Source organism: Micromonospora sp. NPDC049203, from assembly GCF_043197215.1.
Taxonomy (GTDB): Bacteria; Actinomycetota; Actinomycetes; order Mycobacteriales; family Micromonosporaceae; genus Micromonospora.
This window is the reverse complement of record NZ_JBICSV010000001.1, coordinates 61465-79518: the sequence shown is the minus strand read 5'-3', so window position 1 is coordinate 79518 and position 18054 is coordinate 61465. Positions and strand designations below refer to the sequence as shown.

16 protein-coding genes are annotated in these 18054 nt (G+C 74.5%); 8 read left to right on the top strand and 8 right to left on the bottom strand.

What is annotated here, in order from left to right; translation table 11 throughout:
* Positions 1 to 61 precede the first annotated feature (61 nt).
* From ACGFIA_RS00375 to ACGFIA_RS00365, 3 genes are read left to right on the top strand one after another with little or no spacing between them, the layout of a single operon-like run.
* Positions 62 to 865, top strand: a complete 804-nt coding sequence (locus ACGFIA_RS00375) for a carotenoid biosynthesis protein (protein WP_393257628.1) — start codon at positions 62 to 64, stop codon at positions 863 to 865.
* Entirely contained in the window at positions 862 to 1989 is a 1128-nt protein-coding gene (locus tag ACGFIA_RS00370; protein ID WP_393257625.1) for a glycosyltransferase, read from the top strand. The genes ACGFIA_RS00375 and ACGFIA_RS00370 overlap by 4 nt, the downstream gene beginning before the upstream one ends.
* Before the next feature lie 12 nt (positions 1990 to 2001).
* On the top strand, positions 2002 to 3489 hold the full coding sequence (locus tag ACGFIA_RS00365; protein WP_357476715.1) for a phytoene desaturase family protein: 1488 nt from the start codon (positions 2002 to 2004) through the stop codon (positions 3487 to 3489).
* A gap of 16 nt (positions 3490 to 3505) precedes the next feature.
* Here ACGFIA_RS00365 and ACGFIA_RS00360 read toward each other — a convergent pair whose 3' ends face one another.
* Positions 3506 to 4195 carry a CDP-alcohol phosphatidyltransferase family protein gene (locus ACGFIA_RS00360; RefSeq protein WP_357476712.1) on the bottom strand — a complete coding sequence of 230 codons (690 nt, stop codon included), beginning with the start codon at positions 4193 to 4195 and terminating at the stop codon, positions 3506 to 3508.
* A 44-nt stretch (positions 4196 to 4239) separates the two neighbouring features.
* Complete coding sequence (gene metF / locus ACGFIA_RS00355) at positions 4240 to 5157, bottom strand: methylenetetrahydrofolate reductase [NAD(P)H] (protein ID WP_357380727.1); 918 nt, start codon at positions 5155 to 5157, stop codon at positions 4240 to 4242.
* Positions 5158 to 5386: 229 nt separating this feature from the next.
* Here metF and ACGFIA_RS00350 point away from each other — a divergent pair, with 229 nt between their 5' ends.
* Entirely contained in the window at positions 5387 to 6841 is a 1455-nt protein-coding gene (locus ACGFIA_RS00350) for a helix-turn-helix domain-containing protein (RefSeq protein WP_357476709.1), read from the top strand.
* Between the two features lie 63 nt (positions 6842 to 6904).
* Positions 6905 to 7987 (top strand): polyprenyl synthetase family protein, encoded by a 1083-nt coding sequence (locus ACGFIA_RS00345; RefSeq protein ID WP_357380723.1) that lies wholly within the window; start codon positions 6905 to 6907, stop codon positions 7985 to 7987.
* A gap of 160 nt (positions 7988 to 8147) precedes the next feature.
* Here ACGFIA_RS00345 and ACGFIA_RS00340 read toward each other — a convergent pair whose 3' ends face one another.
* On the bottom strand, positions 8148 to 8528 hold the full coding sequence (locus tag ACGFIA_RS00340) for an Rv2175c family DNA-binding protein (protein WP_357469585.1): 381 nt from the start codon (positions 8526 to 8528) through the stop codon (positions 8148 to 8150).
* A 142-nt stretch (positions 8529 to 8670) separates the two neighbouring features.
* On the opposite strand from ACGFIA_RS00340, the gene pknB reads away from it, so the two are divergent.
* Together pknB and ACGFIA_RS00330 are read left to right on the top strand one after the other, a co-directional pair.
* Positions 8671 to 10656 (top strand): Stk1 family PASTA domain-containing Ser/Thr kinase, encoded by a 1986-nt coding sequence (pknB, locus tag ACGFIA_RS00335; protein ID WP_357469588.1) that lies wholly within the window; start codon positions 8671 to 8673, stop codon positions 10654 to 10656.
* Positions 10653 to 11522 carry a deoxyribonuclease IV gene (locus tag ACGFIA_RS00330; RefSeq protein ID WP_357469592.1) on the top strand — a complete coding sequence of 290 codons (870 nt, stop codon included), beginning with the start codon at positions 10653 to 10655 and terminating at the stop codon, positions 11520 to 11522. Before pknB ends, ACGFIA_RS00330 begins: the two co-directional genes overlap by 4 nt.
* A 124-nt stretch (positions 11523 to 11646) precedes the next feature.
* Here the strand turns inward: ACGFIA_RS00330 and ACGFIA_RS00325 are convergent, their stop codons facing one another.
* The 4 genes from ACGFIA_RS00325 to ACGFIA_RS00310 all read right to left on the bottom strand — a co-directional run bounded on the left by ACGFIA_RS00325 (position 11647) and on the right by ACGFIA_RS00310 (position 16506).
* Positions 11647 to 12675, bottom strand: coding sequence for a GntG family PLP-dependent aldolase (locus tag ACGFIA_RS00325; RefSeq protein ID WP_357469595.1), 1029 nt, complete (start codon positions 12673 to 12675; stop codon positions 11647 to 11649).
* Positions 12668 to 14074, bottom strand: a complete 1407-nt coding sequence (locus ACGFIA_RS00320; RefSeq protein ID WP_013475760.1) for a class II 3-deoxy-7-phosphoheptulonate synthase — start codon at positions 14072 to 14074, stop codon at positions 12668 to 12670. Before ACGFIA_RS00320 ends, ACGFIA_RS00325 begins: the two co-directional genes overlap by 8 nt.
* 57 nt (positions 14075 to 14131) lie before the next feature.
* Entirely contained in the window at positions 14132 to 14698 is a 567-nt protein-coding gene (locus ACGFIA_RS00315) for a hypothetical protein (protein WP_393257615.1), read from the bottom strand.
* A gap of 173 nt (positions 14699 to 14871) precedes the next feature.
* Positions 14872 to 16506, bottom strand: a complete 1635-nt coding sequence (locus ACGFIA_RS00310; RefSeq protein ID WP_357469600.1) for a glycosyl hydrolase family 18 protein — start codon at positions 16504 to 16506, stop codon at positions 14872 to 14874.
* 143 nt (positions 16507 to 16649) lie between these two features.
* On the opposite strand from ACGFIA_RS00310, the gene ACGFIA_RS00305 reads away from it, so the two are divergent.
* Positions 16650 to 17138 carry a glutathione peroxidase gene (locus tag ACGFIA_RS00305; protein WP_357469603.1) on the top strand — a complete coding sequence of 163 codons (489 nt, stop codon included), beginning with the start codon at positions 16650 to 16652 and terminating at the stop codon, positions 17136 to 17138.
* A 64-nt stretch (positions 17139 to 17202) separates the two neighbouring features.
* Here ACGFIA_RS00305 and ACGFIA_RS00300 read toward each other — a convergent pair whose 3' ends face one another.
* Entirely contained in the window at positions 17203 to 18006 is an 804-nt protein-coding gene (locus tag ACGFIA_RS00300) for an SGNH/GDSL hydrolase family protein (RefSeq protein ID WP_262013278.1), read from the bottom strand.
* Between the last annotated feature and the right edge of the window lie 48 nt (positions 18007 to 18054).

Genomic DNA, 18054 nt, shown 5'->3' with positions numbered 1-18054 from the left:
CACAGTGAGCGCGAGGAGTGAGCCGGGTTCGCGAGCCCCGCAGTCGCGAACCGGAAGCGTCATGAGGGCCCGGCTGCCCTGGGCGCTGCTGGCCGTGCTGGTGCTCGCCCAGATCTGCTACCCGCTCACCGGCGGCGCGACCCGGGCCGGGCTCACTGTGGCCACAGTGGTGCTCGGCTGGCTGCTCTCGGTCGGCCACGCGCTGCTCACCCGGGGCGCCCGTACCGCCGTCGCGCTGGTCGCTGTCGTCACCGGCGGCGGGTTCGCGGTGGAGGCGATCGGCGTGGCCACCGGGTTCCCGTTCGGCACCTACGACTACTCCGGCGAGCTGGGCCCGAAGCTGGCCGGGGTGCCGCTGATCATCCCGCTCGCCTGGACCTGGATGGCCTGGCCCGCCTGGCTCACCGCGGTCCGGCTGGTCCGCTCGCGGGCTGCCCGGATCGCGCTGTCGGCGGTCGGGCTCGCCGCCTGGGACCTGTTCCTCGACCCGCAGATGGTGGCCGAGGGCTACTGGACCTGGCGCGACGCCACCCCGGCGCTGCCCGGGCTGCCCGGCATCCCGGTCAGCAACTACCTGGGCTGGCTGGGCTTCGCGGTGCTGCTCGCCGTCGCGCTGCGCCCGCTCGCCGGGCCGTCGGTGGACCGGGTCGACGGCCGGGACGCCCCGATGTTCGCGCTCTACCTCTGGACGTACGCCTCCAGCGTGCTGGCGCACGCGGTGTTCCTGCGGCTGCCGGCGTCGGCGCTGTGGGGCGCGGCCGGGATGGCGGTGGCGGCGGTGCCGCTGGCGGTGACGCTGTGGCGGGCCCGCCGGGACCGGGCCACCGAGCCGCAGTCGGCGCCGCGCGTCGACGCCCCGGCATGATCGCCGCCCTCGCGCTGGCCGTGGCGGTCGCCGCGCTCACCGGGCACACGCTCGTCAACGCGCTCGCCTGGCTGCGCCGACCGGCCACCGGCCCGGCCGAGGTGACCGAGCCGGTGGCGGTGCTGCTGCCGCTGCGCGACGAGGCCGACCGGGTCACCCCGTGCCTGCGCGCGCTGCTGGCCCAGCGCGGGGTGCCGGACCTGCGGATCGTGGTGCTCGACGACGGCTCGACCGACGGCACCGCCGACGTGGTCCGCGCGGTGGCCGGCGACGATCCCCGCCTCACGCTGCTCACCGGCGTCGCCCCGCCGCCCGGCTGGCTGGGCAAGCCGCACGCCTGCTGGCAGCTCGCCACCCGTACCGCCCCGGAGCCGACAGCGCTGGCCTTCGTCGACGCGGACGTGGTGCTCACCCCGTACGCGGTGGCGGCGGCCGTGACCGAGTTGCGCGCGGCCGACGCGGCGCTGCTGTCGCCGTACCCCCGGATCGTGGTGCGGACGGCGGCCGACCGGCTGGTGCAGCCGCTGCTGCAGTGGTTGTGGCTGACGTTCCTGCCGCTGCGCGCGATGGAACGCTCGCGGCGGCCCTCCCTCGCGGCGGCGGGCGGGCAGTTCCTGGTCGTGGACCGGGCCGGCTACCTGCGGGCCGGCGGGCACGCGGCGGTGGCCGACAAGGTGCTGGAGGACATCGAGCTGGCCCGGGCGGTGAAACGGGCCGGCGGGCGGATCGCGCTCGCCGACGGGTCCCGGCTGGCGTCCTGCCGGATGTACGACACCTGGCCGCAACTGCGCGACGGCTACACCAAGTCGCTGTGGGCGACGTTCGGGCACCCTGCCGCCGCGGCGGCCGTGCTGGCGGTGCTGTTCGCGCTCTACGTCGCGCCGCCGCTGCTGGCCCTCGGTGCGCTGCTCGCCGGCGCGCCGGCGGTGGCCGCCGTGGCGTTCCTGGCCTACCTGGCCGGGGTCGCCGGGCGGGTGGTCAGCGCCCGCGCCACCGGCGGACGGGCGTGGCCCGACGCGCTGGGCCACCCCGTGTCGGTCGTGGTCCTCGGTTGGCTGACCGTCCGGTCGTACCATCTGCGGAAGCGACGCCGGCTCACCTGGCGGGGTCGCCCGGTCACCTAGGAGGGGCACGCCATGGCGCGCATCGTGGTCATCGGCGCCGGTGTGGGCGGGCTCGCCGCCGCCGCCCGGCTCGCGGTCACCGGGCACGAGGTCACCGTCCTCGAACGGGCCGGCACGGTCGGGGGCAAGCTCGGCCGGTACGCCCACCACACCCCGGAGGGGGTGTGGCACTTCGACACCGGGCCGAGCCTGCTCACCCTGCCGCAGGTCTTCCACGACCTGTTCGAGGCGACCGGGGCGAAGCTCGACGAATACCTCGACCTGGTCCCGCTGGACCCGATCGTGCGGCACGTCTTCCCCGGCGGCGAGCAGGCGCTCGACTCCTGCGCCGACCCGGACGAGTTCGCCGCCCGGATCGGCGCCGCGTTCGGCGACCGGTCCGCCGCCGACTGGCGCGGCCTGTGGCGACGCGCCGGCCGGGTGTGGGCGGCCTCACACCGGGACATCCTGCGCCGTACCGTCGACTCCCCCCGCGACCTGGCCGCGCTAGCCTGGCGGCTGGGCGACCTGGCCGCCATCGGCCCTGGCCGCAGCCTGCGCGGGCTGGGCCGCCGCCACCTGTCCGACCCGCGGCTGCGGATGCTGCTGGACCGGTACGCCACGTACACCGGCGCCGACCCGCGCCGCGCCCCGGCCGCGCTCGTCGCCGTCCCCTACGCCGAGCTGGCGTACGGCGGCTGGTACCTGCGCGGCGGGCTGGGCACGCTCGCCGACGCGCTGCTGTCGCGCTGCCTGGACCTGGGCGTGGTGGTGCGCACCGACGCCACTGTCACCAGGATCGACGCCGCGGGCGGGCGGGTGCACGGGGTACGCGTGGCCGGGACGGCCGCGCCGGTGCCGGCCGACGTGGTGGTGGCGAACGTGGACGCGCTCACCGTCTACCGGGACCTGCTGCCCGACCCGCGCCGGCTGGCCGCGCTCACCGACCGCAGCCTGGCCGGGTTCGTGCTGCTGCTGGGCGTACGCGGCGACTCCGGGCTGGCCCACCACACCGTCTTCTTCCCCGACGACTACGACGCCGAGTTCGACGCCGTGTTCGGCAACCCGGGTCGCGGGGTGCGGGCCCGCCCGGCGCACGACCCGACCGTGTTCGTCACCGCCGCCGACGACCCGGCGGTCCGCCCGGAGGGCCACGAGGCGTGGTTCGTGCTCGTCAACGCGCCCCGGCACGGCACCGCCGCGAGCGCCGTGGACTGGCGGCGGCCCGGCCTGGCCGAGGCGTACGCGGACCGGATCCTCGACGTGCTGGCCGAGCGCGGCGCCGACGTGCGGGACCGGCTGGTGTTCCGGGAGATCCGCACCCCGGCCGACCTGGACGCGGCCACCGGCGCACCCGGTGGGGCGATCTACGGCACCGCGGGCGGGCTGCTGCGCCCGGCCAACCGGGGCCCGGCGGCCGGGCTCTGGCTGGTCGGCGGTTCCAGCCACCCGGGCGGCGGCCTGCCCATGGTGACGCTGTCGGCGGAGATCGTCGCCGAGGCGGTCGGCCCGGCCTGGTGAGCCGGGCCGGCCCCCGTCAGCCGGCGTCGACCAGGGCGCGGCGGACGGCGGAGAGCAACTGGCCGAGACCGAACCCGGCGAGCAGCACCCAGACCGTGGTGGCCATGGTGACGGTCCCGGCGGTCAGGTCGACGTCGATCAGGCCGGTGAGCCCGGCGACCAGCAGCCCGACCAGCGCCACACAGACCCGGGTCGGCCGCTCCCCCACCGTCACCGCGCCGATCTCCCGCATCCCGGCCGAGACCGCCCGCGCCCGCACGTACTCGTGCAGCCAGGACAGGCCGCCGGCCGCCGCCACCAGCGCGCCCGGCGCCCCGAGCAGCCAGAACGCGATCAGCCAGGCCACCTCGCCGAGCCGGTCGGCGACCGAGTCGTACACGTAGCCCAGCCGGGTGGTGCGGCCGGTGGCCACCGCCACCGCACCGTCGACGCTGTCGGCCACCGCCGCCAGCAACACGAACAACGCACCCAGGAACGGTCCGTCGCCGGGCCGGCCCACAAGCAGCGGTACGCAGAAGCACAGCAGCACCCCGAACACGGTCACCGGGGTCGGGCCGACGCGCAGCCGGCCCAGCACGTAGCCCACGTGGTAGGCGAAGCGCAGCCAGGCGCGCACCACCGGCGCGGCGGTACGCGGATCGAAGCCGCCGTGCAGCCGCGCCCACGCGGTCGCGTACTGGTCCCAGTTCAGCTGTGTGCCCACCACGGATCAACCGTAGAAGCACGGCGCGGGTGTCGTGTGGCGGGTGGTCACACCCGTGCGGCGGCGCGCAGCCGCTGCCACACCTCCCGGGTGGCCGTGGACCGGTTGAGCGTGATGAAGTGGATCCCCGGCACACCCTCGTCGAGCAGCTTCTCGCACATCTCGCTCGCCTGCTCGACGCCGAGGCGGCGTACCGCCTCCGGGTCGTCGGCCACCCGCTCGAACCGCTCGGCCAGCGCCGCCGGGAACGGCGCGCCGGACAACTGCACCGACCGTTCGATGGTGCCGATCTGGGTCACCGGCATCACCCCGGCCAGGATCGGGGTGTCGCAGCCGGCCGCTGCCACCCGGTCACGCAGCCGCAGGTAGTCGTCGGCGTCGAAGAACATCTGGGTGATCGCGAACTCCGCGCCGGCCCGGCACTTGCGGACGAAGTGCGCGGTGTCGCTGTCCACGTCCGGCGAGCGCGGGTGCTTGTACGGGAACGCGGCCACGCCGACGCTGAAGTCGCCGCTGTCGCGGACCAGCCGGACCAGGTCCTCGGCGTACCGGACGCCCTCCGGATGGGCGATCCACTCGCCGCCCGGGTCGCCCGGCGGGTCACCCCGCACGGCCAGCACGTTGCGCACCCCGACCGAGGCCAGCCGGCCGATCACGTGCCGCAGCTCGGCCACCGAGTGGTTCACCGCGGTCAGGTGCGCCATCGGCAGCAGCGTCGTCTCGGTGGCGATCCGCTCGGTCACCGCCACAGTGGTGTCGCGGGTCGAGCCGCCCGCGCCGTAGGTGATCGACACGAACGAGGGACGCAGTGACTCCAGCTCGCGGATGGCCTGCCAGAGCAGCTTCTCCCCGGCGGGGGTCTTCGGTGGGAAGAACTCGAAGGAGAAGGTGGGACGGCCGTCACGGATCAGCTCCCCGATGGCCGGCTGGGGATTGGGAAGGACCGAGGGAAGACCGAGCGCCACAGACCGACTGTAACCGGGACGGCACGCCGTGCCGAGATCTTCCCAGCCCGCGAACACCTGGCCGGTGCGACGTCGTACCCCGGGGGTAGAAACGACGGCAGCGCGGAGGGGCGGCCGTGCGTCGCCGTCCCGGGGGCCCGCGCGGGGGTCGCCACGACGGCGACGCACGGCGCCACCACCTGGCCGGGCGTCCACGTCGCCATCCGCGCCGTCGCTCCCGGAGGTTCCGATGATCCCGTCCCCGCCGCCCGGCCCGCGCCTGCTCGGGCCGCTGCTGGCCGAGTTGCGGGCCGCCCGTGGCTGGAGCCAGCAGCGGATGGCCGCCGAGCTCTGCGCCGCCTCGGGCGTGCCCACGCTGACCCGGCACGAGGTGTCCCGCTGGGAACGCCAGCTCCGGCTTCCCGGCGACTTCTGGTCGGCCTGGCTGGCGACGGTCCTCGGGGTGCCGGGCGAGCTGGTCGCCGAGGCCGCCGCCCGCAGCCGCCGGCTGGGCGTGACGCCCGCGGCGGTCGACCCGGCCGGGTCCCGCGCCCGGCTGGCCCTGCTCACGCTCGCGTACCGCTGGGCCGCCGACCCGGACGGCCGCACACTGGCCGGTCCGTTCGCCGCGGCAGCTCCGCCGGCGGTCCACACCCGGCCCGGTCGGCCCGGGCCGCACGACGTGGGCGCGCCGGCCGGGCCGTTCGCCCACGGCACGGCCGGGCCCGGGGCGGACGGCGGACCGGGGACGTCAGTGCCGGACAACGCCCGCCACCCCGGGGACGGGTGGCACCCGGCGGACGGGGTGACGCTCGCCACGCTGCGGCGCTGGGACGACCTGCTCGGCGGCGGGGATCTCGCCGGGCACGGCGCCCGCCGGCTGCGGCGGGCGGTCCGCGGCTACCGTCGCGCCGGGCCCGCCGGCCGGCGCGCGCTGCTGCCCGCGCTCGCCGAGTCGGCGCAGCTCGCCGGCTGGCTGGCCGCCGACGCGGGCGACCCCGGCGGGGGCCTGGTCGCCTACCGGCTGGCGCTGCGGGCGGCGGTGGCCGCCGGGCAGCCCTCGCTGGCCGGGCACGTGCTCGCGTCGGCCAGTCACCTGCTGGCCGACGCCGGCGACCCGGCCGGCGCGCTGGTCCTGGCCCGGATCGGGTACGCCGCCGGCCGCGCCACCGCCTCGCCCGGCCTGCGGGCGCTGCTGCTGCACCGGGTCGCGCTCGCCGCCGCGCTCGCCGGGCGTCCCCGCGCCGCCGGGCGGGCGCTGGCCGGGGCGGACCGGGCCGGTACGCCGGAGCCCGGCCGGGAGCCGCCCTGGCTCTACTGGCTCGACGCGGCCGAGCTGGCGGCGATGACCGGGCGCACGCTCGTCGCGCTGGGCCGTCCGGCCGCCGCGGTGCCGCTGCTGACGCCGGTGGCAGCCGCGCGTGACCGTCCCCGCCGGGCCGCCGTGTACGGCGCCTGGCTGGCCCGCGGGCACCTGGGCCTGGGTGCGGTGCCCGAGGCGTGCGCGGTGGCCGGCGAGGCGCTGCTCGACGCGGTCCGGTCCGGCTCTCCCCGGGCCGTCGGCCAGCTCACCGCGTTCCGCCGCGGCTTGGCGCACGCTGCGCCCGGTCCGGCCACCCGGGGGTACGCGCGACTGTTCACGGCGGCCCGCCCGTACCTGCCGCCCGGCGTGCCGCGCCACCGGCGGGACCGTCCGGGCCGGTGAGCCACGAGGCACGCCGGGACGCCGGGCGCGGCGATATCGGGTGTGAACCGCTAGCGTCGTGGCGTGACCGACGCTGCTCCCGTATCCCCCGTCGACCGTGCCGGCCTGCGCCAGCGGATCGACAAGGCGCTCACCGAGTTCCTCGCCGGCCAGCGCGGCCGGCTGACCGCCGTCGACGACGGCCTGCTGCCGGTCGCCGAGGCGATCGAGGCCTTCGTGCTGGGCGGCGGCAAGCGGCTGCGCCCGGCGTTCGGCTACTGGGGTTACCGGGGCGCCGGCGGGGTCGACTCCGACCAGGTGGTCGCCACCCTTGCCGCGCTGGAGTTCGTGCAGGCCAGTGCGCTCATCCACGACGACCTGATGGACCGGTCGGACACCCGGCGCGGTGAGCCGGCGATGCACAGGCGGTTCGCCGCCCGGCACCGCGCGGCCGGCTGGGGCGGCGACGCGGACTCCTTCGGCGACGCCGCCGCGATCCTGCTGGGCGACCTCTGCCTGGTCTGGTCCGACGAGCTGCTGCACTCCTCCGGCCTGCCGCCGGCCACCGTGGCCCGGGCCCGGCCGGTCTTCGACGAGATGCGCACCGAGGTGACCGTCGGGCAGTACCTGGACGTGCTGACCCAGGCCACCGGGGACACCTCGCTGGACCGGGCCGCCAAGGTGGCCCGGTACAAGTCGGCCAAGTACACGGTCGAGCGCCCGCTGCTGCTCGGCGCCGCGCTGGCCGGCGCGCCGGCCGAGGTGCACGCCGCCTACTCGGCGTACGGGCTGCCGCTGGGTGAGGCGTTCCAGCTCCGCGACGACGTGCTGGGGGTCTTCGGCGACCCGGAGCGCACCGGCAAGCCGGCCGGCGACGACCTGCGTGAGGGCAAGCGGACGTACCTGGTGGCGGCGGCCCTGGAGACGCTCGACCCGGCCGGCCGGGAGACGCTGCTGGCCGGGCTCGGCGTACCGGACCTGGACGCGGCCGGGGTGGACCGGCTGCGCGAGCTGATCACCACGAGCGGCGCGCTGGAGCGGGCCGAGCGGCACATCACCGCGCTCACCGAGAGCGCCCTGGCCGCGCTGACCGCTGTCGACCTGGACACCGAGGCCCGCCAGGCCCTGGTCGACCTGGCCATCGCCGCCACCCGCCGCCCCGCCTGACCCTCCGCTCTCCCACCCCTCCCACCCCCACACCCGCCCTCCCCACGCCCGCCCCCGAAGCGGTCGATCATGAAGTTGGCGGCACTTCCGGAGATCGACTTCGCCGCCAACTTCATGATCAACGGGAGCGGGCGCGGGTGGGCGCGGGTGGGGAAGGGCGCTAGAAGGCGACGGCCTGGGCGCGGCGTTTGACCTCGCGGGCCAGGTCGCCGCCGAGGGCGACGGCGGGGGTGCCGGGAAGCGTCGGGTCCTCCCGGTAAAGCCAGCGCAGCGCCTCCTCGTCGTCGTACCCGGCGTCGGCGAGCAGGTTGAGCACGCCGGGTAGGTGCTTGAGCACGGTGCTGTTGGCCACCAGGTCGGCCGGGATCCGGCGGACGCCGTCGCGGCGCACCGCGATCAGTTCCCGGTCGCGGATCATCTGGTGCACCTTGCTGATCGACAGGTCCAGGCGCTCGGCCACGTCGGGCAGCGCCAGCCAGCCGGCCGGGTCGGCCGGTCCGGCCAGGTCGGGGCCGGTCTCGGCGGGTACGGAATCGGTCACCCGACCACCCTGCCACGTGCCCGCCGGGGCCGGTGCACGGCACCCCGCACCGCCGCCGGGAGCGCGGCGGTCCCCCCGTGTCGCAACCCGGCGGTAGCATCCTGTTCAACCTTCATCCTTCCGACACATAGACTGCCTGCCGATGGACACACAGGTCGCCGACACGTTGCTGGGCTCGCTGATCGAGGGGCGCTACCGCATTCGCGGTCGCGTCGCCCGTGGCGGCATGGCGACCGTGTACACCGCCACCGACGAGCGCCTGGAGCGCACCGTGGCGGTCAAGATCATTCACCCGACCCAGGCGCCGCAGGCCCAGGCCCGGATGGCCGGCTTCGTCGAACGCTTCACCGACGAGGCGAAGACGATCGCCCGGCTCACCCACCCGAACGTGGTGGCGGTCTACGACCAGGGCATCCACGCCGGCCTGCCGTACCTGGTGATGGAGTACGTCCGGGGCCGCACGCTGCGCGACGTGCTCGCCGAGCGCCGCCGGCTGAACCCGGACGAGGCGCTCGCGATCACCGAGCAGATGCTCGCCGCGCTCGCCGCCGCGCACCGGGCCGGCCTGGTGCACCGCGACGTCAAGCCGGAGAACGTGCTCGTCGCCGAGGTGCCCACCGGGGGCAGCCGAAACCTGGTCGACAGCGTGGTCAAGGTGGCCGACTTCGGGCTGGCCCGGGCCGTCGAGGCCAGCGCCGAGGACGAGAACGGCAACCAGCTCATGGCGACCGTGGCGTACGTGGCGCCGGAGCTGGTCACCCAGGGCCACGCGGACCCGCGCACCGACGTCTACTCCGCCGGCATCGTGCTGTTCGAGATGCTCACCGGCCGGGTCCCCTACGACGGCGACCGCCCGGTGGAGGTCGCGTGGCAGCACGTCGACCGGGACGTACCGGCGCCGTCGACGCTGGTGCCGGCACTGCCGCCGGTGCTCGACGCGCTCGTCGCCCGGGCCACCCGGCGGGATCCGGCCGGCCGGCCGGCCGACGCCGCGGCGCTGCTGAGCGAGGTGCAGGCGGCCCGCGAGCAACTGGGCGACCCGCACGCGCACACCACTGTGCTGCCGCAGCTCAGCGACGAGACAGCCGTCCTGAGTCAGCCGACCCAGATGGTGGCCGCGCTCCAGCCGGTCGAGCGCCCGGCGTGGGCCCGGCTGCCCGAGGGCGGCGCCGCGCAGCGCCCGCACCGGCGCCGCGCCGCCGAGGAGGACGCCGCGGGGACCGGGTTCGCCGCCCTGCGTACCCGGATCATGGGCTCGCCGCGCGGACGGCTCGCAGTCGCCGCGGTGGTCGTGGTGCTCGGCCTGGTCGCCGCGGGTGGCGGCTGGTGGTTCGGGGTGGGCCGCTACACGGTCGCGCCGCAGCTGGTGAGCCTGAGCAAGGCCGACGCGGAGGCGCAGGCCCAGCGCGGCGGCTTCACGCTGCGGTACGCCGCCCCGCGCTACGACGAGAAGGTCCCCAAGGACACGGTGCTCGGGCAGGCTCCCGGATCGGCCGCGCGGATCGTCAAGGGCGGCACGATCACGCTGACCCTGTCGCTCGGTCCGGAGCGGCTGCCGGTGCCGGACGTGGTGGGCAAGGACTACTCGCTGGCCCAGGCCGAGTTGGAGGGCGTCAACCTGGTCGTGGTCAAGGGCTCCTCGCGGTACGACGACGCCCTGCCGGCGGGCGTGGTGCTGGCCACCGACCCGAAGGTGGGCACGGTGGTCAAGCCCGACACGAAGGTGACGTTGATCCTGAGCAAGGGTCGTGCGCCGGTCTCCGTGCCCAACCTGGTCGGCAAGAGCCTCACCGAGGCACGGACCATCCTCGCGCAGCTCGGGCTGAGGCCGGTGGAGACCGTCAAGGACTCCGACAAGCCGAAGGACGAGATCCTCGGCCAGAGCCCGGCCGACGGCACCGGCGTGGAGAAGGGCGCCCAGGTCAAGCTGGAGATCAGCAAGGGCCCGCCGCAGGTGGCCGTCCCCCGGGTGATCGACATGCCGTGCCAGCAGGCCAAGCAGACGCTGGAGAGCCAGGGCTTCCCGGTCAACGTCCAGCTCAACCCGAACGGCGTCGTCCGGATCCAGAACCCGGCCGAGAACACGCCGGTGCCGCCGGGCACGACGGTCACGGTGACGTGCCTGTGAGCGGCTGCGACGGTCGCCGCCGGGTGGGGTCGCACACCCCCACCTCCGGCGGCCTGGCCCGGGCGGCCCTGCCGTACGCCGAGGCGGCCGAGTCCGAGGTGGTGCAGGTCTACGTCTCGAACTCGCGCGGCTGGGCGCTGCCGCCGGGCGACCCGGCGCAGGACGCGTTGTTCCGCGACGGGTGCGGCGAGCGCGGCCTGCCCGTCTTCATCCACGCCTCACTGCTGGTCAACCTCGGCTCCCCCACTCCGGCGACCGTCACCCGGTCGGCCGATACGCTGGCCCACGCGTTGCGGCGAGGGCGGGCGATCGGCGCCGAGGGCGTGGTCTTCCACGCCGGCAGCTCGGTCGACGCCGGTCACGCCGAGGCGGCCATGCGGCAGGTCCGCGCGGCGTTGCTCCCACTGCTCGACGAGGCAGCGGCCACCGGCGGGCCGATGCTGCTGGTCGAGCCGAGCGCCGGGGGCGGCCGGTCACTGGCGTCCCGGGTCGAGCACCTCGGCCCCTACCTGGACGCGGTCGACCGCCACCCGATGCTCGGCGTCTGCTTCGACACCTGTCACGCCTGGGCGGCCGGGCACGACCTGGCCGCCGAGGGTGGCATGACCGCCACGCTCGACACGCTGGTCGCCACGGTGGGCGCGGACCGGTTGCGGCTGGTGCACGCGAACGACTCGAAGGACCTGTGCGGTTCCACCCGGGACCGGCACGAGAACATCGGCAAGGGCACCATCGGCGAGCCGGCGTTCGCCGAGCTGATGCGTCACCCGGCGACCGCCGGGGTGCCGGTGCTGGTGGAGACCCCCACGGAGAAGCACATCGGCCACGCCGCCGACATAGCCACCCTCAAGCGCCTCCACCCCTGACGGGCCCCTCCCCCTCCCCCGCACCACTGCGTTGATCAAGGAGTTTGTGTCCGGCTCCGGCGCGGAATCAGACACAAACTCCTTGATCAACGGGCGTGGGCGGGGCGGGGGCAGGCGCGCGGGGTCAGGCGCGCAGGGCGGTGTGCAGGATGGTGGCGGCGCGGTCGATCTGCGCGTCGGCGACGTCCAGGTGGGTGACCAGCCGGGCGGTACGCGGGCCGAGCACCGAGATAAGCAGCCCTTCCGCCCGCGCGGCGGCAGCCAGCGCGGGCGCGTCCAGCGGGTGCTTGGTCAGGTCGAGCGGCACGATGTTGGTCCGCACCACCGCCGCGAGCACCCCGTGCGGGGCGACCGCCTCGGCCAGCCGGGCCGCCTTGGCGTGGTCGTCGGCGAGCCGCTCGACGTGGTGCGCCAGCGCGTACCGGCCGGCGGCGGCGAGGATGCCGACCTGCCGCATGCCGCCGCCCATCCGCTTGCGGAGGAACCGCGCCCGGGCGATCTTCTCGGCGCTGCCCACCACCAGCGAGCCGACCGGCGCGCCGAGGCCCTTGGAGAGGCAGACCGAGAGCGTGTCGAACAGCACGCCGTACTCGGCCAGCGGCACCCCGTCGGCCACGTGCGCGTGCCAGATCCGCGCGCCGTCGCAGTGCAGCGCCACCCCGTGCTCGTCGGCGACCTCCCGCATCCGGCGCAGCGTCGGCAGCGGGATCACCCCACCGCCGCCCCGGTTGTGGGTCTGCTCCACGGCGATCGCGCGGGTGGGCACCGCGAAGTAGCCGTCCGGCCGGATCATCCCGGCGACCACGTCGGGGTCCAGCTCCGCGCCGACCGCCGGCCACGTCCGCGAGGAGATCCCGCCGTACGCGGCGGCGGCGCCGACCTCGTACGTGACCACGTGCGCGTCGGCGTCGCAGAGCAGCTCGTCACCGGGGGGTACGTGCAACTGGAGCGCGATCTGGTTGGCCATCGAGCCGCTCGGGGCGAACAGCGCCGCCTCGTGGCCGAAGAGCGCGGCCACCTCGGCCTCCAGCGCGGTGACGGTCGGGTCCTCGCCGTAGACGTCGTCGCCCACCTCGGCGGCGGCCATCGCCTCCCGCATCCCCGGCGTCGGCCGGGTCACCGTGTCCGTCCGCAGGTCGATGACCTCAGCCACGGAGCATCTCCGCCACCAGGAACGCCAACTCCAGCGACTGCTGGGTGTTCAGCCGGGGGTCGCAGGCGGTCTCGTACCGGTCGGGCAGGTCCAGGTCCTCGATGCCCTGGGCGCCGCCGAGGCACTCGGTGACGTCCTCGCCGGTCAGCTCGACGTGCAGGCCGCCCGGGTGGGTGTCCAGACCGCGGTGCACCTCGAAGTAGCCGAGCACCTCGTCGACGATCCGGTCGAAGTGCCGGGTCTTGTAGCCGTTTGAGGACTCGTGTGTGTTGCCGTGCATCGGGTCGCACTGCCAGACGACCTTCGCGCCGGCGGCGGTGACCTTGGCGACGATCGGCGGCAGCGCGTCGCGGACCCGGTGGTTGCCCATCCGGCTGATCAGCGTGAGCCGGCCGGGGATGTTGTCCGGGTTGAGCTTCTCGCAGAGCTCGATCGCCTCGTCCGGGGTGGTCGTCGGGCCGAGCTTGACCCCGATCGGGTTGGCGATGCGGGAGATGAAGTCGATGTGCGCGCCGTCGATCTGCCGGGTCCGTTCCCCGATCCAGAGGAAGTGCCCGGACAGGCCGTACGCCTTGCCGTTGGAGATCCGGGTCAGCGCCCGGTCGTACTCCAGCGCCAGCGCCTCGTGTGAGCAGTGCAGCGTGACGGTACGCAGCGCCTCGTCGTCGGTCATCCCGCAGGCCCGGATGAAGGCCAGCGCCCGGTCGATCTCGCGGGCGATCGCGTCGTAGCGCTCCCCGGCCGGGGACCGCCGCACGAAGTCCTTGTTCCAGTCGTGCACCGCGTGCAGGTCGGCCAGCCCGCCGGCCAGGTACGCCCGGAGCATGTTCATCGCGGCGGCCGAGTTCGCGTACGCCCGGATCATGCGCTGCGGGTCGGCGACCCGCGCCTCCGGCGTGGCCTCCAGCGAGTTGATCATGTCGCCGCGGTAGGCGGGCAGGCCCCGGGCGTCGGTCGGCAGGGACCGGGGCTTGGTGTACTGGCCGGCCACCCGGGCGACCTTGACCACCGGCAGCGACGCGCCGTAGGTGAGCACGATGGCCATCTGGAGCAGCGTGCGGGCGTTGGCGAGCAGGTGGCTCTCGGTGTTGTCGGCGAAGGTCTCCGCGCAGTCGCCGCCCTGGAGCAGGAACGCCTTGCCCTCGCAGACCAGCGCGAGCCGCTGCCGCAGCTGGTCGACCTCGTAGGGCGCGACCACCGACGGCACCGTGTCCAGCACCCGGCAGACCTCGGCGACCTGGGCCGGGTCGTCCCACGGCGGGGTCTGCGCGCGCGGCAGCTCCCGCCAACGGTCGAGGCCGAGGGCCGCGTCCTCGGCGGAGTCGGCGGTCGGGCGGCTGGTCTGCAGACCAGGGCTGCCCACGGCGGGGTGACTCAGCTGATGCCACTCATGGCGCATGAGAGAAAGCGTACGGCGACCGAAGCGATCACTCGCCGCCGAGGGGGATGGTTCCGGTCACTGGGAGGACACCGGCGAGGCCGGCGCGGCCGGCGGCGGTCCCGTCGGGTCGGTGGTCCCGCCGCCCGATGCCGGCCCTGCCGGTTCGGGGGTCGGCTCGACCGGAGTGTCGACGGGCACCTCGCCGGAGATGCACCAGTCCGCCCCGTTCCGGGTGACGGTGAACAGCAGCGACCGGGCGGCCGTACGCGATCCGGCGGTGACAGTGACCGAGGCGCTGACCTCCTGGCCGTTCGGGCCGGAGCGGACGTCGGTGATGGTCGCCTGCGGCACCGTGAAGTGGTCGGCGAAGTCGCCGTTCGGGCCGGTGGCGGCGGAGTCGAAGGCGGCGTGCATGGGCGCGCAGAGCTGGCTGCGGCCGGCGTCGGCGTCGCGGGCGGTCAGCGCGTCCAGGTACGCCTGCACGCGTTCCCGGCTCTTGGCCGCCGCCTCCTCGGCGGGCGCCTTCTCGCTGGGCCGGGCGTCGCCGCCCTCCTGACCGTTCGAGCCGCAGGCGGCCAGGGCCACCGGCAGGAACGCGAGGAGAGCGAGGCCGGCGAACCGGCCCCGGTGGCTGCGACCCATCTGTCCTCCCGTCGCGTGGACTCGTCGAGCGGCGAGTGTGCCACACCCGGCCCGCGCCGCCGGGTGACTCCCCATCCTGACCCGGATCGGTGCGCTCGGCCAGGACGGCACGCGGGCGGGGAGGGGCCGGTGTGGCCCCTCCCCGCCGGGTGGGTGGTGCGTCGGCCCTCGGCTCAGCCGAGACCGCCCTTGATGGCGCCGATCAGCTCGCCGTTGCCTGTGTCACCGGAGAGCTCCCAGAAGAACGCGCCACCGAGGCCCTGGCTGTTGGCATAGCTCATCTTCCCGCCGATGGTCGACGGGGTGTCGTAGCTCCACCAGTTGCTGCCGCACTTGGCGTACGCCGTGCCGCCGACGGTGCCGGTGGCCGGGCAGCTGTTCTTGAGCACCTTGTAGTCCTCGATGCCCGCCTCGTAGGTGCCCGGTGCCGCGCCGGTGGCGCTGCCGCCGGGTGCGGCCTGGGTCACGCCGGTCCAGCCGCGTCCGTAGAAGCCGACGCCGAGCAGCAGCTTGCTGGACGGCACGCCCTTGGACTTGAGCTTCTGGATCGCCGCGTCCGACCAGAAGCCCTGCTGCGGGATCCCGGTGTACGAGTAGAGCGGCGAGTGCGGCGCGGTCGGTCCCTGGGCGTTGAAGGCGCCGAAGTAGTCGTACGTCATCGGCATCAGCCAGTTGAGGTTGGTCGCGGCGCCGGCGTAGTCGGTGGCGTCGATCTTGCCGCCGTTGCTGCCGTCGGCGGTGATCGCCGCGGTGACCAGGAAGCTGGAGCCGAACTTGCTCCGCAGCGCCGAGACCACGTTCTTGAACGCGTTCGGGCCGCTGCTGTCGCACTGGAGGCCGCAGGCGTTCGGGTACTCCCAGTCGACGTCGATGCCGTCGAAGACGTCCGCCCAGCGCGGGTCCTTGACCAGCGAGTAGCAGGAGTCGGCGAACGCGGCCGGGTTCTGCGCGGCCTGGGTGAAGCCGCCGGACCAGGTCCAGCCGCCGAAGGACCAGAGCACCTTCAGGTTCGGGTACATCTTCTTCAGCTTGCGCAGCTGGTTGAAGCTGCCGCGCAGCGGCTGGTCCCAGGTGTCGGCGACGCCGTCGACGCTGTCCGCGGCGGTGTACGCCTTCTCGTAGTCGGCGTAGCTGTCACCGATGCTGCACCGGCCGCCGGTGGTGTTGCCGAAGGCGTACAGGATGTGGGTCAGCTTCGCGGCCGAGCCGCTGGTGTGGATGTTCTTGACGTGGTAGTTGCGGGCGTAGACGCCCCACTCGGCGAAGTAGCCGACGATCTTCTTGCCACCGGGCGGCGGCGTGGTGGGCGGCTGCGTCGTCGGCGGGGTGGTCGTCGGCGGCGTGGTGGTGGGCGGCGTCGTGGTCGGCGGGGTCGTGGTCGGTGCGGCGGTCGTCGGCGTGCCGCCGCCGGTGCAGGAGCCACCGTTGATCGTGCAGCTCACCGGCGCCTTGTACGCGCCGGTGCCGTTGTAGCCCCAGCTGAAGCTGGCGCCCGGGGCGAGCGTGGCCGCCCAGCTCTTGTTCACCGCCACGTAGCGGTCGCCGCTGCGGGTGATGTCGGCGTCCCAGGAGCTGCTGATCGAGGTGCCGGAGGGCAGCGTGAACTCGATGCGCCAGCCGTTGACCGTGGAGCTGGTGCCGTTTGTGACTGTCACCCGTCCCTCGTGGCCGGTCCCCCAGTCCTGCACCTTGGCGAACGTGGCGGTGACGCTGCCGGCGGCCGACGCGGTGGTCATGGGCACCGCGGCGACCGCGAGCGCGACCACGGCGCCGGTGGCCCACAGGGCCCGGCGGAGCGATCTCTTCATACGGCGTCCCTCCAATAGTTAGGAAACTTTCCAAATTGATTGCTGAGACGCTACTCACACCGTCGCCACTTCGTCAAGATGTCGATGCATCGATTTCCCGGACGGCACGGCACCGCCCACGCGGGTGCCCGTAGCCTCGTGCCATGACCGTTTTCGACGTCCAGATCGACGCCCTCACCGGCGGCCCGGCCGGCCTCGGCAGCTACCGCGGCCGCGCCCTGCTCGTGGTCAACGTGGCCTCCCGCTGCGGCCTCACCCCGCAGTACGCGGGCCTTCAGGAACTCGCCGACACGTACGCCGGACGCGGGCTGACGGTGCTCGGGGTGCCGTGCAACCAGTTCGCCGGCCAGGAGCCGGGCAGCGCCGCCGAGATCGAGGAGTTCTGCCAGGTCAACTACGGCGTGACGTTCCCGATGACGGAGAAGGTCGACGTCAACGGGCCGGACCGGCACCCGCTCTACGCGGAGCTGGTGTCCACGCCGGACGCCGAGGGGCACACCGGCGACGTGCGCTGGAACTTCGAGAAGTTCCTCGTCGCGCCGGACGGCACCGTCGCGGGCCGGTTCGCGCCGCAGGTCACGCCCGACTCACCGGAGCTGCGTACGGCGATCGAGAAGGTCCTGCCCGCCTGAGCGCCGCAGGGCACGGCGCAGCGGCACGCCCCCGTCCGGAGGCGTGCCGCTGCCGTGGACCGGGTCAGCCGGCGGCGGACCGGAAGACCGGGTAGTAGCCGCCGGACTGCCCCGCGGCCGTCGGGTGGTACGACTTGCTCAGGCTCAGCACGTTCAGGGCGTGCAGCCACTTGGTCCCGCCGCTGCACAGCTGGTGGCCGACGAAGATGGAGCGGACGTCGGCGAATTTGAAGCCGGCCGAGACGGCGGCCGTACGGGTGATGTCGTCGAGCAGGTTGATGCCCTCGTTGATCTTCGCCCGGGACGTCGCGCTGAGCCCGACGCAGGTGGTGCCGAGCTGGTAGAAGACCGGGTAGCCGACCACCACGACGCGGGCCGAGGGCGAGCGGCTCTTGATGCCGTTGTAGACGTTGGCGAGGCGGCCCGGCATCGAGGTGCGGGCCACGTTCATGGCGGACTGCACGGCCGCCACGCACTGGGTCTCCCCCTGGAGCACGCAGGTGCTCATGATGTTGGCGAAGCCGACGTCGTTGCCGCCCACTGTGACGCTAACCAGCGTGGTGGTGGAGGAGAGCGCGGAGAGCTGGCTGTTGATGACGTCCGCCGTGGTGGCGCCGGAGCAGGCGACCGAACGGTACGACGCGGGCTTGATGTTGGTGTTGTAGAGCGCCGGATAAGCGTTCGTACTGCGCAGGCAGTTACCGCTCTCGGACGTGTAGCTGTCGGCGCCGACGCCGGAGGCGTACGAGTCGCCGAGCGCGACATAGCGGTCGGACGGGGCCGCCTGGGCGGGGGCGGCCAGAGACAGAGTGACCCCGACCGAGGCGGCCAGAGTCAGGGCGAGGGTGGCAAGACGGGATCTCCGCACGTCGCACTCCTGGGGGCGTGAAGTGGTGGTGAGAGATAGATATCAATA

Excerpts from the sequence above, each read along its gene's own strand:
- ACGFIA_RS00375 (WP_393257628.1), top strand. The coding sequence starts at position 62 with ATGAGGGCCCGGCTGCCCTGGGCGCTGCTGGCCGTGCTGGTGCTCGCC.
- ACGFIA_RS00370 (WP_393257625.1), top strand. The coding sequence starts at position 862 with ATGATCGCCGCCCTCGCGCTGGCCGTGGCGGTCGCCGCGCTCACCGGG.
- ACGFIA_RS00365 (WP_357476715.1), top strand. The coding sequence starts at position 2,002 with ATGGCGCGCATCGTGGTCATCGGCGCCGGTGTGGGCGGGCTCGCCGCC.
- ACGFIA_RS00350 (WP_357476709.1), top strand. The coding sequence starts at position 5,387 with ATGATCCCGTCCCCGCCGCCCGGCCCGCGCCTGCTCGGGCCGCTGCTG.
- pknB (WP_357469588.1), top strand. The coding sequence starts at position 8,671 with ATGGACACACAGGTCGCCGACACGTTGCTGGGCTCGCTGATCGAGGGG.
- ACGFIA_RS00320 (WP_013475760.1), bottom strand. The coding sequence starts at position 14,074 with ATGCGCCATGAGTGGCATCAGCTGAGTCACCCCGCCGTGGGCAGCCCT.
- ACGFIA_RS00315 (WP_393257615.1), bottom strand. The coding sequence starts at position 14,698 with ATGGGTCGCAGCCACCGGGGCCGGTTCGCCGGCCTCGCTCTCCTCGCG.
- ACGFIA_RS00310 (WP_357469600.1), bottom strand. The coding sequence starts at position 16,506 with ATGAAGAGATCGCTCCGCCGGGCCCTGTGGGCCACCGGCGCCGTGGTC.
- ACGFIA_RS00305 (WP_357469603.1), top strand. The coding sequence starts at position 16,650 with ATGACCGTTTTCGACGTCCAGATCGACGCCCTCACCGGCGGCCCGGCC.